10 protein-coding genes are annotated in these 13,041 nt (G+C 64.8%); 7 read left to right on the top strand and 3 right to left on the bottom strand.

Annotated features, from left to right (window positions below):
* The 7 genes from RR928_RS17200 to RR928_RS17170 form a co-directional block, all read left to right on the top strand.
* Positions 1-455 (top strand): RnfABCDGE type electron transport complex subunit B (locus RR928_RS17200; RefSeq protein ID WP_332683467.1); only part of this gene is annotated, 455 nt, incomplete at its 5' end.
* Positions 456-546: 91 nt separating this feature from the next.
* Entirely contained in the window at positions 547-1,752 is a 1,206-nt protein-coding gene (gene dapC / locus RR928_RS17195; protein ID WP_332547769.1) for a succinyldiaminopimelate transaminase, read from the top strand.
* 6 nt (positions 1,753-1,758) lie between these two features.
* A complete protein-coding gene (dapD, locus tag RR928_RS17190; protein ID WP_332535761.1) occupies positions 1,759-2,583 on the top strand; it encodes a 2,3,4,5-tetrahydropyridine-2,6-dicarboxylate N-succinyltransferase in 825 nt (274 codons plus the stop codon).
* 130 nt (positions 2,584-2,713) lie between these two features.
* Positions 2,714-3,892: a PilT/PilU family type 4a pilus ATPase gene (locus RR928_RS17185; RefSeq protein ID WP_332535763.1), complete on the top strand. Its 1,179-nt coding sequence runs from the start codon at positions 2,714-2,716 to the stop codon at positions 3,890-3,892.
* A gap of 56 nt (positions 3,893-3,948) precedes the next feature.
* Complete coding sequence (dapE, locus tag RR928_RS17180) at positions 3,949-5,136, top strand: succinyl-diaminopimelate desuccinylase (RefSeq protein ID WP_332535765.1); 1,188 nt, start codon at positions 3,949-3,951, stop codon at positions 5,134-5,136.
* Between the two features lie 11 nt (positions 5,137-5,147).
* A complete protein-coding gene (gene prmB, locus RR928_RS17175) occupies positions 5,148-6,065 on the top strand; it encodes a 50S ribosomal protein L3 N(5)-glutamine methyltransferase (protein ID WP_332535767.1) in 918 nt (305 codons plus the stop codon).
* Between the two features lie 106 nt (positions 6,066-6,171).
* Positions 6,172-8,199 (top strand): ABC-F family ATP-binding cassette domain-containing protein, encoded by a 2,028-nt coding sequence (locus tag RR928_RS17170; protein ID WP_332535768.1) that lies wholly within the window; start codon positions 6,172-6,174, stop codon positions 8,197-8,199.
* 767 nt (positions 8,200-8,966) lie between these two features.
* Here RR928_RS17170 and phbB read toward each other — a convergent pair.
* The 3 genes from phbB to RR928_RS17155 all read right to left on the bottom strand — a co-directional run bounded on the left by phbB (position 8,967) and on the right by RR928_RS17155 (position 12,823).
* The gene (phbB, locus tag RR928_RS17165) at positions 8,967-9,704 is read right to left on the bottom strand and encodes an acetoacetyl-CoA reductase (protein ID WP_332535769.1); all 738 of its coding nucleotides are present in this window, start codon (positions 9,702-9,704) and stop codon (positions 8,967-8,969) included.
* 119 nt (positions 9,705-9,823) lie between these two features.
* Entirely contained in the window at positions 9,824-11,005 is a 1,182-nt protein-coding gene (locus RR928_RS17160; protein ID WP_332683462.1) for an acetyl-CoA C-acetyltransferase, read from the bottom strand.
* 93 nt (positions 11,006-11,098) lie between these two features.
* Positions 11,099-12,823: a PHA/PHB synthase family protein gene (locus RR928_RS17155; RefSeq protein ID WP_442881451.1), complete on the bottom strand. Its 1,725-nt coding sequence runs from the start codon at positions 12,821-12,823 to the stop codon at positions 11,099-11,101.
* Positions 12,824-13,041 lie beyond the last annotated feature (218 nt).

Here is a 13,041-nt window from a genome sequence, read left to right as displayed (position 1 = left end):
TCGAGTCGCAGCGCACGCTGGCGGTGATCGACGAAGCCTGGTGCATAGGCTGCACCCTGTGCATCAAGGCCTGCCCCACGGACGCCATTTTCGGCGCCAACAAACGCATGCATACCGTGATTGCTCCCCATTGCACGGGCTGCGAGTTGTGCATTCCGGTCTGCCCGGTCGACTGCATCACGCTGGTTCCGGCCAGCGGCGGCGCGACCGGCTGGGCTGCCTGGTCGCAGGAGCAGGCCACGCACGCGTTGTCGCGCTATACCCGGCGACAGAAGCGGCTGGGAGCTTCCGAGCGCGCGGCCGCACCCAAGGCCGCAATGGCCGCAGGGTTGGAAGTGGCGCTGGCACCTTCAGCGGCACCGGCCTCGGACTCTGCTGCGGCGCCCGTCGATGCAAAAAAAGCCGCGATTGCCGCGGCCATGGCCAGAGCGCGCGCGCAGCGCGCGCAATCCTGAAGCCGGGGTGCAGGGCCACCCCGCGCTTTTGCCTGTCAGTTGCGGCCAACGGAGCGCAACAGCGCCCGCCGCAGCGTGGATAATGCGGGCAATGAATCCCCTGCTCTCCAAACTGCAGCCTTATCCGTTTGAACGGCTGCGACAGCTTTTCGCGGGGGTCACGCCCTCGCCTTCGTATCGCGCCATCAGCCTGGGCATAGGCGAACCCCGCCATCCCACGCCGCCCTTCATCGAAGAGGTGCTGGGCAACAGCCCCGGGGCGCTGGCCAAGTATCCGGCCACGGGCGGCGACCCGCGCCTGCGCGCGGCGGGCGCGCACTGGATGAACCAGCGCTACGGCCTGTCGCTGGACCCGGCGACCCAGGTGCTGCCGGTCAACGGCTCGCGCGAAGCCCTGTTTGCGTTCGCGCAGACGGTGATCGATCCGACCCAGCCCGGCGCGACCGTGGTCTGCCCGAACCCGTTCTATCAAATCTATGAAGGCGCGGCCCTGCTGGCCGGTGCCACGCCAGTCTACGTGCCCAGCGATCCGGCACGCAACTTTGCGGTCGCCTGGGACAGCGTGCCAGAAACTGTCTGGCAGACCACGCAGCTGCTGTATGTCTGCTCGCCGGGCAACCCCACGGGCGCGGTCATGCCCCTGTCCGAGTGGGAAAAGCTGTTCGCTCTGTCCGACCGCCACGGTTTCGTCATTGCCTCGGACGAGTGCTACAGCGAAATCTATTTCCGCGAGGAAGCCCCGCTGGGCGGCCTGGAGGCCGCGGCCAAGCTCGGCCGCAGCGACTTCAAGAATCTGGTGTCCTTCACCAGCCTGTCCAAGCGCAGCAATGTGCCCGGTCTGCGCAGCGGCTTTGTCGCCGGCGACGCCGCCTTGCTCAAGGCCTTCCTGCTGTACCGCACCTACCACGGCGGCGCAATGAGCCCGGCCGTGCAGGAGGCCAGCATCGTCGCCTGGAACGACGAGGAGCATGTGATAGAGAACCGCCGCCAGTACCGGCAGAAGTTCGCCGAAGTCACGCCGCTGCTGGCCAGCGTGATGGACGTGCGCCTGCCCGACGCGGGCTTCTACCTGTGGGCCGGCGTGCCTGAATTCCTGGGCCTGGACGATGTCGAGTTCGCACGCGCGCTCTATGCTCAATACAATGTCACGGTCCTGCCGGGCAGCTATCTGGCCCGGGATGTCGCAGGCCACAACCCCGGTGCGAATCGCGTGCGCATGGCCCTGGTCGCCGAGACCGCGGAATGCCTCGAGGCAGCCCAGCGCATCGTCCAATTTATCCAAAACCTGAAGAAGTAAGATTTCATGACTCAGCAATTGCAATCCATCATCGACGCCGCCTGGGAAGACCGTGCCAACCTGAGCAGCGCCAGCGCCCCCGCGGAAATCCTCGACGCCGTCGAGCATGTGATCGCCCAGCTCGATGCCGGCCAGATGCGCGTTGCGACCCAGCAGGGCGTGGGCCAATGGACCGTGCACCAGTGGATCAAGAAGGCCGTGCTGCTGTCGTTCCGCCTCAAGGACAACGAGCTGATCACGGCCGGCGGCCTGAACTTCTACGACAAGGTCCCCACCAAGTACCAGGGCATGTCGGAAGCCGAGATTGCCGCCACCGGCGTGCGCGTGGTGCCACCCGCAGTTGCACGCCGCGGCTCGTTCATGGCCAAGGGCGCGATCCTGATGCCTTCCTATGTGAACATCGGCGCCTATGTGGGCGAAGGCACCATGGTCGACACCTGGGCCACGGTCGGTTCGTGCGCGCAAGTGGGCAAGAACGTCCACCTGTCGGGCGGCGTGGGCCTGGGCGGCGTGCTCGAGCCCCTGCAAGCCAACCCCACGATCATCGAAGACAACTGCTTCATCGGTGCGCGTTCGGAAGTCGTCGAAGGCGTGATCGTCGAAGAGAACTCGGTGATCTCCATGGGCGTGTACATCGGCCAGAGCACGCCCATCTATGACCGCGCCACCGGCGAAATCAGCTACGGCCGCGTTCCCGCGGGCTCGGTCGTGGTGTCGGGCAACCTGCCCAAGGACAACGGCCGCTACAGCATGTACGCAGCGATCATCGTCAAGAAGGTCGATGCCAAGACGCGTTCGACGACCAGCCTGAACGACCTGCTGCGCGACTGAGGTATTTCTTTAGGACAGGCCGTTCATCCTTCGACGCGGCCGGCGAGGCAGGCTCAGGACGAACGGACTCGCCCGTTCACGCTGATCTTGAGCAGGATCAACGGTCTACCCAAACCCAAAAGGAACTTGCATGAGCACCATGGAGCGAATCCTGCGCCTGATGGGTGAAAAACAGGCGTCCGACGTCTACCTGTCCGCCAACGCGCCCGCGCTGATCAAGATCCATGGCGAGTGCGTGCCGATCAACAGCCAGCTGCTGCCGCCCGATGCGCCGCGCAGCCTGCTGGCCGAAATCGTCCCCCCCGAGCGCATGCAGGAGCTGGAACAGACCGGCGAGCTCAACATGGGCGTGCCGCTGCGCGGCGTGGGACGCTTTCGCGTCAGCGCCATGCGCCAGCGCGGCACCTACGCGGTGGTGATCCGCTTCATTGCCCAGCACATTCCTGCGCTCGAGACGCTCAACCTGCCGCCCGTGCTCAGCGAGCTGATCCTGCAAAAGCGCGGGCTGCTGCTGGTCGTCGGCGCAACGGGTTCGGGCAAGAGCACCACGCTCGCGTCGATGATCGATGCGCGCAACAAGAGCGTCACGGGCCATATCCTCACCATCGAGGACCCTATCGAATACCAGTTCCGCAGCCAGCGCTCCATCGTCAACCAGCGCGAGATCGGCAGCGACACCGATTCGCTGCATACCGCGCTGAAGAACGCGCTGCGCCAGGCGCCCGACGTCATATTGATTGGTGAGATTCGCGACCGCGAGACCATGTCGGCCGCGCTGGCCTATGCCCAGTCCGGCCATCTGTGCCTGGCAACGCTGCACGCCAACAACAGCTACCACGCGCTCAGCCGCATTCTGAGCTTCTACCCGGTCGAAGTGCGCGACACCATGCTGGGCGATCTCGCCGCCGCGCTGCGCGCCGTGATCTCGCAGCGCCTGGTGCGCACGCCCGAAGGCCTGCGCGTGCCGGCCGTCGAAGTGATGCTCAACACCAAGCTGGTCGCCGACCTGATTGAAAAAGGCGACTTCTCGGCGGTGCGCGAGGCAATGGAGAAATCCATGGCCGAAGGCTCGCAGACCTTCGAGGAAGCACTGGCCACATTGATTGTCGCCGGCACCATTGACCGCAAGGAAGGCCTGGCCCATGCGGACTCGCCGACCAACCTGATGTGGCGGCTGCAAAACGATTTCTCGGGCACCAAGCCCGCTCCCGCGCCCAGCCCCGACGCCAAGGCCAAGGCCGCCGCGCCCGCCGAAGACGAACAAGCTTCTTTCACCGACATCGTGCTGGACATCGGCTCCCACAGCTGAGCGCTGGCCTTGCCGCCTGCCCGCTGTCCCTACGCACTTTCAACCCTGCATTTCCCATGTCCCGCACACTGCAACTGGCCGAACAACTGATCAGCCGCCCTTCCGTCACGCCTGAAGATGCCGGCTGCCTCGACCTGATCGCCGCGCGCCTCGCGCCGCTGGGCTTTGTCTGCGAGCGCCTCGACAGCGGCCCCGACAGCTTTCGCGTGCAAAATCTCTACGCCAAGCGCAGCGCGACCGGATCCGAGCAGCGCAAGACGCTGGTCTTCGCCGGCCACACCGATGTCGTGCCCACGGGCCCGCTCGATCAGTGGAGCAGCCCGCCGTTCACGCCCACGCACCGCGGCGGCCGGCTCTACGGCCGCGGCGCCAGCGACATGAAGACCTCGATCGCGGCGTTTGTCGTCGCGGTGGAGGAGTTCCTGGCGGCCACGCCCGATCCGCTGATCGATCTGGCTTTCCTGCTGACCAGCGACGAGGAAGGCCCATCGATCGACGGCACCAAGGTCGTGGTCGAACAGTTCAAGGCCCGCGGCGAGCGCCTCGACTACTGCATCGTGGGCGAGCCCACGGCCGTGGAGCGCACCGGCGACATGATCAAGAACGGCCGCCGCGGCACCATGAGCGGCAAGCTCACGGTGCTCGGCATCCAGGGCCATATCGCCTACCCGCAACTCGCGCGCAACCCGATTCACCAGGCGGTGCCGGCACTGACCGAACTCGCGGCCACGGCCTGGGACCAGGGCAATGCATTCTTCCCGCCCACGAGCTGGCAGATGAGCAACATCCACGGCGGCACGGGCGCGAGCAACGTGATTCCGGGCAGCGTGGTGATCGACTTCAATTTCCGCTTCTGCACCGAATCGACCGCCGAAGGCCTGCAGGCGCGCGTCAAGTCGATTCTCGACAGCCATGGCCTGGAATACACGCTCGACTGGACGATTGGCGGCCAGCCCTTCCTGACCACGCCCGGCAACCTGGTCCACGCGGTGCAGCAGGCGATCGCCGACGAGACCGGTCTGCAGACCGAACTCTCGACCACGGGCGGCACCAGCGACGGGCGTTTCATTGCCCAGATCTGCGATCAGGTCATTGAAATGGGCCCACCGAATGCGAGCATCCACAAGATAGACGAAAATATCGTCCTGGCCGATATAGCGCCACTGACCAACATCTACCGCCGCACGCTGGAAAATCTGCATGCCCAGGCTCTCGCGGCCTGCGCAGCCCCCGGCGCGGCGTGACCGAAAGCTCCATGATTGAACCCCAAGCCGTGCACGGCACGACTGTCGCCGCGCTCATCGCGTCCGGTGCGAGCGCACTGACCGCCGCTGGCGTGGCCTTTGGCCACGGCACCAGCAACGCCCATGACGAAGCCACCTGGCTGGTGCTGTGGCGCCTGGGAATCCCGCTGGACAGCGATCTCGACGAAGCCGTGCTGGCCGATCAGGCCGTTGACGCCGCCGGACAGGCCGGCGTGGCCGCGCTGTTCGAGGAACGCATTCGCACGCGCAAGCCCGCGGCCTACCTGACCCGCGAAGCCTGGCTGCAGGGCGTGCCGTTCTATGTGGACGAGCGCGCGATCGTGCCGCGCAGCTTCATTGCTGAGATCCTCGCCGATGGCTCCATCGACGACTGGCTCAGCGACAAGACGCATGACGTGCTCGACCTGTGCACCGGCAACGGCAGCCTGGCCTGCCTGGCGGCAATGGCCTACCCCGATGTGCAGGTCACGGGTGCCGACCTCTCGACCGATGCACTGGCCGTGGCGCGCATCAATGTCGATCGCCACGAACTGGGCCAGCGCGTGCAGCTGATCGAATCCGACGGCATGGCAAACACGCCCGGCCCCTGGGACCTGATCCTGTGCAACCCACCTTATGTGAACGCCAACAGCATGTCTGCGCTGCCCGCCGAATACCAGGCCGAGCCGGTGCTGGCGCTGGCCGGCGGCGTCGACGGCATGGACTTCATCAAGCAGCTGCTGAGCGACGCGCCCAGCCGCATGCGCGAGCACGCGATCCTGATCCTGGAAATCGGCAACGAGCGTGAATATTTCGAAGCCGCGTTTCCGCGGCTGCCGGTGTTCTGGCTCGACACCTCGTCGGGTGACGAACAGGTGCTGCTGATCACGCGCGAAGCGCTGGTGCGCCAGGCGCTCGCCGACCTCTGAGCCAGTCGGCTTCCGCCGCGCGCGGGAGCCGCCGAAAATCAGGACTTCTTTTCTTGCCGGGCCTGCGGGCCCGCTTACGTGGCCACGCCACGCCCTGGACTTTGACATGATTACCCTCAAGAACGTGAGCTTGCGCCGCTCGGCCAAAGTGCTGCTCGACAAAGTGACCGCCACCATCAACCCGGGCGAAAAGGTCGGCCTCGTGGGCCGCAACGGCGCGGGCAAGTCCAGCCTGTTTGCGCTGTTCACCGGCGCGCTGGCCGAAGACGGCGGCGAGTTCTCCAAGCCGCGCCAGTGGCGCATGGCCCAAGTCGCGCAGGACATGCCCGAGACCGACCAGTCGGCAACGCAGTTCGTGATCGACGGCGACACCCGCCTGGCCGAAGTGCAGCAGCAGCTGCTGGACGCCGAGGCCGCCGACGACGGCATGGCCATCGCCCAGGCCTATTGTGACCTGGCCGACGCCGGCGCGCACGACTCCGTGGCGCGCGCCCAGGCACTGATCCTGGGCCTGGGCTTCAAGTCGTCCGAACTCGACAATCCTGTCGACAGCTTCTCGGGTGGCTGGCGCATGCGCCTGCAACTCGCGCGCGCGCTGATGTGCCCGTCCGACCTGCTGCTGCTCGACGAGCCCACCAACCACTTGGATCTGGACGCCCTCGTCTGGCTCGAAGCCTGGCTCAAGCGCTATGCGGGCACGATGATCGTCATCAGCCATGACCGCGAATTCCTCGATGCCGTGACCACGGTCACGCTGCAGATCAATGCGGCCCAGCTCAACCGCTACGGCGGCAACTACAGCAAGTTCGAGGAACTGCGCGCCCAGCAGCTCGAACTGCAGGGCGCAAGCTTTGCCAAGCAGCAGGAAAAGATCGCCCACCTGCAGAAGTTCATCGACCGCTTCAAGGCCAAGGCGTCCAAGGCCAAGCAGGCGCAAAGCCGCGTCAAGGCGCTGGAGCGCATGGAAAAGATCGGCCCGGTGCTGGCCGAAGCCGACTTCACCTTCGAGTTCAAGGAACCGCTCAACCTGCCCAACCCGATGCTGGCGATTTCGGACGCCTCGTTCGGCTACCGCGGCGAGGACGGCAACGACACCGTGATCCTGCGCAATGTGAGCCGCTCGGTGCTCGCCGGTCAGCGCATAGGTATCCTGGGCGCCAACGGCCAGGGCAAGTCGACGCTGGTCAAGACGATTGCCCACGAAATGGGCGCGCTTGCCGGCCAGGTCACCGAAGGCAAGGGCCTGAACATCGGCTACTTCGCGCAGCAGGAACTCGACGTGCTGCGCCCCGCCGACAGCCCGCTGGAGCACATGATCCGCCTGGCGCGCGAACAGGGCCCGAACAGCCGCGAACCTTCGCGCGAACAGGACCTGCGCAGTTATCTGGGCACGTTCAACTTCACGGGAGACATGGTCAAGCAGGCCGTGGGCACGATGAGCGGCGGCGAGAAGGCGCGCCTGGTGCTGGCGATGATCGTCTGGCAGCGCCCCAACCTGCTGCTGCTCGACGAGCCCACCAACCACCTGGACCTGGCCACGCGCGAGGCGCTGTCGATGGCGCTCAACGAGTTCGAAGGCACGGTCATGCTGGTCAGCCATGACCGGGCGCTGCTGCGCGCGGTCTGCGACGAGTTCTGGATGGTCGGTCGCGGCGCCGTGGGCCCGTTCGACGGCGACCTCGACGACTACCAGCGCTACCTGCTCGACGAATCCAAGCGCCTGCGCGAGGAAGCAAAGAACGAAGAGGCCAAGCCCGCAGCCGCGGCGCCTGCGCCTGCGCTGGCACCTGCGGCCGTCGCACCCGTGGCCCCGCCCGCATCCGCCCCCGCGGCGCCCGCCGTGGACCAGAAGGAGCAGCGCCGCCTGGCCGCGCTGGCGCGCCAGGAGCTGGCCGACAAGATGCGTCCCTTCAAGAAGGAGCTCGAAGCCAACGACAAGAAGCTGGCCCAGCTCACGGCCGAACGCGCGCAGATCGAACAGCGCCTGACCGAGCCGCTGCCCGCGGCGGAAATCGTCGAAGCCGGCAAGCGCCTGAAGGCCTGCAGCGATGAAATCGATGCGCTGGAAGAACGCTGGCTCGAAATCAACGACGTGATCGAAGGTTTGACGGCCCAGGCTGGCAACGATTCGTAAGCCAATCTCCAGCGAGCAAACCCACTTGAAACCAAGGCTATGCCTTGGTTTTTTGCTATGTATTTTGCAAAAGGAAGAATTGTGCGGTCAAACGGCGCGTTTTCGTTTCATTTATTTGCGTTTGGCTGTCAACGCTGTTTGCGGCCCCCACGTTGTATGAGCACTAAGGAGCTTTTACTATGACCATGACAGCCCACACGTTTGCCTGGCCCGAAGACGAACGCGATCGCAAGCGCGCCCCGGCCCGCTGCTGAAACCCTCCCCCGTTGCCGGGTCGCGCGTTGACGCCCCCCGCAGCACACTTTCTGGCAGCGCCGGCATTCACACGCAAATGCCCCGGCCGCTGATTTTCCACCGCCGCAAAGCCGGCAGCCAAAACCCGCAGGCGCGGGTTTTTTCTTGGACTATGCATGGCGCCTCGAAGTTCCTATCCTGGCGCTGACAATGCGAAAAATTTTTGAAGAATCGGTGTTTTCCTGTCAACGCATTCCTACACAGCCGCGTTGAACAGATATCAAGGAGCTTTTGCTATGAACACGATGTCCCACATGTTTGCCTGGCCTGAAGACGAACGCGATCGCAAGCGCGCACCCGTTCGCTGCTGAGCCCCCGTCCCGCTGTTTCCGGCGCGCGCCCGCAGGCGCCCCGAGCAACCCTGACAGCCGGACCGATAGCCTTTCCAGGATGTTCCGTCCTCCCATTTCCACTGCCGCCAAAGCGGCATAAAAAAAACCCGCCGCAGCGGGTTTTTTCTTTGCCTGACAGCATCAATGCATGTGCAGACCGCCGTTGACCGAGAAATCGGCCCCGGTGGAGTAACCGCCGTCATTGGACGCCAGCCAGGCAATGATCGAGGCGATCTCGCCGGGCTCGCCCAGGCGGCGCACCGGAATGGTGCCCACGATCTTGTCGAGCACTTCGGTGCGTATGGCCTTGACCATGTCGGTGCCGATATAGCCCGGGCTCACGGTGTTGACCGTGACCCCCTTGGTCGCCAGTTCCTGCGCCAGGGCCATGGTGAAGCCGTGCATGCCCGCCTTGGCCGCCGAGTAGTTCGTCTGGCCCGACTGGCCCTTCACGCCATTGACCGAGCTGATGTTGATGATGCGGCCCCAGCCCTTTTCAACCATGTCGCCGACCACCTGCTTGGTGACGTTGAACATCGAGGTCAGATTGGTTTCGATGACCGCGTCCCAGTCCTCGCGCGTCATCTTGAGGAACATGCGGTCGCGCGTGATGCCGGCGTTGTTGACCAGCACGTCGATGCTGCCATGCTCTTCCTTGGCGGCGCTGAAAGCCGCGTGCGTCGAATCCCAGTCACCGACGTTGCCGACGGAGGCATAGAACTCAAAGCCCTGGTCTTTCTGTTCCTTGAGCCATTTCTGGAAATCCCGTGTCGGGCCGCAGCCGGCGATCACCTTGAAGCCATCCTTGTACAGACGCTGGCAGATCGACGTACCAATGCCGCCCATACCCCCCGTGACATATGCTACTTTTTGACTCATGCAATTTCTCCTGGACAAACCACTAGTACGATTCAGACACTCTATCCAACTTGGGCGGATCCCACGCTGAGGTAACTACCGAGCCCGCGTGAAAAACCTGCGGGCCGCGGTCATTGGTCTCAGACGCGTTCCAGCGCCATGGCCACGCCCATGCCGCCACCGATGCACAGACCGGCAAGGCCGCGGCGCGCGCCGCTGCGCTGCATTTCGTGCAGCAGCGTGACCAGCACGCGGCAGCCCGAGGCACCAATGGGGTGGCCCAGCGCGATGGCGCCGCCATTGACGTTGACCTTGGCCGGGTCTATGCCCAGCTGCTGGTTGACCGCACAGGCCTGGGCAGCAAAGGCCTCGTTGAGCTCGAACAAGTCCACGTCTTCGGCCTTCCAGCCAGCGCGCTCCAATGCCTTACGGCTAGCAAAAACCGGGCCCATGCCCATGGTGGCCGGGTCCAGGCCGGAAGTCGCATAGGACACGATGCGCGCCAGCGGCGTGAGGCCCAGCGCCTTGGCCTTGGTCGCCGACATCACCACCACCGCAGCCGCGCCATCGTTGAGGCCGGACGCATTGCCGGCAGTGACCGAACCGGCCTTGTCGAACGCGGGGCGCAGGCCACCCAGCGCTTCGGCATTCGTCTTGCGGTTGATGTACTCGTCGGCCGCGAACTGCAGGGGGTCGCCCTTGCGCTGAGGAATCGCGACGGGAACGATCTCGTCGACGAACTTGCCCGCGTCCTGGGCCGCCGCGGCCTTCTGCTGGCTGGCCAGCGCCAGCGCATCCTGGGCTTCGCGTGTCACGCCGTTTTCACGCGCGACGTTCTCGGCAGTGATGCCCATGTGGTACTGGTTGTAGACGTCCCACAGGCCGTCGACGATCATGGTGTCGGTCATCTTCCAGTCGCCCATGCGCTGGCCGTCGCGCGAACCGTTGAGCACGTGGGGCGACAGGCTCATGTTTTCCTGGCCGCCCGCGACCACGATCTCGCTGTCGCCCGTGGCCACGGCCTGGGCCGCGAGCATCACGGCCTTGAGGCCCGAGCCGCAGACCGCATTGATGGTCAGCGCGGGAGTTTCCTTGGCCACGCCGGCCTTCATCATCGCCTGGCGCGCGGGGTTCTGGCCCACACCTGCGGTGAGCACCTGGCCCATGATGACTTCACCGACCTGGTCCAGCGGCACCTGGGCGCGGCTCAGGGCCTCGCGGATGACCAGGGCGCCGAGGTCGGTCGCGGGAACCTTGGCGAGCGTGCCGCCAAATTTGCCCACGGGGGTACGAACAGCAGAAACGATGACGATGTCTTCCATGATGGTCCTTTGATGACTCTGGTTTCGGCGGTCGGCCCTGTCAACGCTGGGCCGGTGATCGCCACATGCTACGGATATTGCACCGCAACATTGTCAACTATTTGTAGCGGCTTTTTGCCGTACATAGCGACCTGGTGCGGGTTCGATCGGTTGAAAATTCTTGCCGCGGCCATAGCGCTTGGGCGCCGCGACCTGCTTGCCGCCCTGCTGCGCGAGCCATTGCGACCAGTCGGTCCACCAGCTGCCGGGACGCTCGCTCGCCCCGGCCAGCCATTCGGCGTGGCTTGCGGGCAGTTGATCGTCGTCGCGAATCCAGTGGCTGCGCTTGTTCTTTGCCGGCGGGTTGATCACGCCTGCGATATGGCCCGAGGCACCCATCACGAAGCGCTTGCTGCCCGGCAGATGCTGGGTCGAGGCATAGGCGGCGTTGATGGGCACGATATGGTCTTCACGCGAGCCGTAGATGTAGACCGGGATGTCGAGCTGCGACAGATCCAGCGGCTGGCCGCACACTGTGAGCGCGCGCGGCTGCACCAGCTTGTTCTCGAGGTAGAGGTTGCGCAGATACCAGGCGTAGTAGGGTCCGGGCAGATTGGTCGAGTCGCTGTTCCAGTAGAGCAGATCGAACGGCGGCGGCGTTTCGCCCTGCAGATAGTTGCCGACCACATAGTTCCAGACCAGGTCGTTGGGTCGCAGGAAGCTGAAGGTCGAGGCCAGCTCCTGGCCCTTGAGCAGGCCGCCCTGCCCCATCTGCCACTCGCGATAGCGGACCATGGGCTCGTCGATGAAGATGTCGAGAATGCCGGTGTCGCTGAAGTCGAGCAGCGTGGTCAGCAGCGTGGCGCTGGCCACCGATTTCTCGCCGCGCGCAGCAAGCACGCCCAGCGCCGCCGTGAGCATGGTGCCGCCAACGCAAAATCCCAGCGTGTTGATCTGCTCGGCGCCCGAAATCTCGCGCACGCGCTCTATGGCCGTGAGCACCGCGCCTTCTATGTAATCGTCCCAGCTGGCCTTGGCCAGCGAGGCGTCGGGATTGCGCCAGCTGACGACAAAGGTGTGCTGGCCCTGGGCCACCGCATAGCGGATCAGCGAGCTTTCGGGCTGCAGGTCGAGAATGTAGTACTTGTTGATGCACGGCGGCACCATCAGCAGCGGGCGCTCGCTGACCTTGTCGGTCAGCGGCTTGTACTCGATCAGCTGGAAAAGCTCGTTCTCGAACACCACCGCGCCTTCGGTGGTCGCCATGTTCTTGCCGACTTCGAAACGGCTTTCGTCGGTCATCGACAGATGGCCTTGCTGCATGTCGTGCAGCAGGTTGCTGATGCCCTTGGCCAGGCTCGCGCCCTGCGAGGCGATGAGCTTTTGCTGCGCCTCGGGGTTGAAGGCCAGGCAGTTGCTGGGCGACAGCGCCGCGGCCCATTGTTCGACCGCGAAACGGATGCGGCGCGTGGTCTTCTCATCGGCCTTGACGGCATCGGCCAGGCCCAGAAGAGTCTGTGAATTGAGCAGATAGACCTGCGCCATCAGCGCCGCACCGGGCTGCTTGCGCCAGCTTTCGGCGGCAAAGCGCTTGTCCTTGAGCGCGTCCGCCGGTGGCTCGCTGACATGGCTCCAGATGCGCGTGAGCTCGCGCTGGTAGTGCTGCTGCAGCTGCTGGAGCTTTTGCGGATCGAACTGCAGCGCCGGCGCCGCGGGCGCCGTTGCAGCCGCCGGGCTCGCTGCAGCGGCGGGCTGCAGCATGGCCAGTATCTGGCCCCATTGCTGACTGAAAATCTGCGGGATTTGCGGGGCGAAGCCACGGAGTGGGTCAGAATTCATGCTGCGTCCAAGATAGGCGGGATAACGATGCGACCGGATGTCACCATTGTTGACCAGCATCCGCCCCCTGGCAATGCACTTCGGCCCTCTTTGCGAGCGCTTCCCACTTTTCCGGACACCGGCCCCTTAGGGCCACTTCCTGCTGAATGGCCCTCCATGTACCTTGTCGTTATCGCCTGGCTCTATGTCACCTTGATGATGGCCGTCGCCGAAGCCAC

The sequence above is a fragment of the Comamonas sp. genome, from assembly GCF_036666375.1.
In the GTDB taxonomy this organism is placed as follows: domain Bacteria; phylum Pseudomonadota; class Gammaproteobacteria; order Burkholderiales; family Burkholderiaceae_C; genus Comamonas.
The sequence above is the reverse complement of the archived record's forward strand: the minus strand, read 5'-3'. Positions and strand labels throughout refer to the sequence as shown.

Excerpts from the sequence above, each read along its gene's own strand:
- dapC (WP_332547769.1), top strand. The coding sequence starts at position 547 with ATGAATCCCCTGCTCTCCAAACTGCAGCCTTATCCGTTTGAACGGCTG.
- dapD (WP_332535761.1), top strand. The coding sequence starts at position 1,759 with ATGACTCAGCAATTGCAATCCATCATCGACGCCGCCTGGGAAGACCGT.
- RR928_RS17185 (WP_332535763.1), top strand. The coding sequence starts at position 2,714 with ATGAGCACCATGGAGCGAATCCTGCGCCTGATGGGTGAAAAACAGGCG.
- dapE (WP_332535765.1), top strand. The coding sequence starts at position 3,949 with ATGTCCCGCACACTGCAACTGGCCGAACAACTGATCAGCCGCCCTTCC.
- prmB (WP_332535767.1), top strand. The coding sequence starts at position 5,148 with ATGATTGAACCCCAAGCCGTGCACGGCACGACTGTCGCCGCGCTCATC.
- RR928_RS17170 (WP_332535768.1), top strand. The coding sequence starts at position 6,172 with ATGATTACCCTCAAGAACGTGAGCTTGCGCCGCTCGGCCAAAGTGCTG.
- phbB (WP_332535769.1), bottom strand. The coding sequence starts at position 9,704 with ATGAGTCAAAAAGTAGCATATGTCACGGGGGGTATGGGCGGCATTGGT.
- RR928_RS17160 (WP_332683462.1), bottom strand. The coding sequence starts at position 11,005 with ATGGAAGACATCGTCATCGTTTCTGCTGTTCGTACCCCCGTGGGCAAA.
- RR928_RS17155 (WP_442881451.1), bottom strand. The coding sequence starts at position 12,823 with ATGAATTCTGACCCACTCCGTGGCTTCGCCCCGCAAATCCCGCAGATT.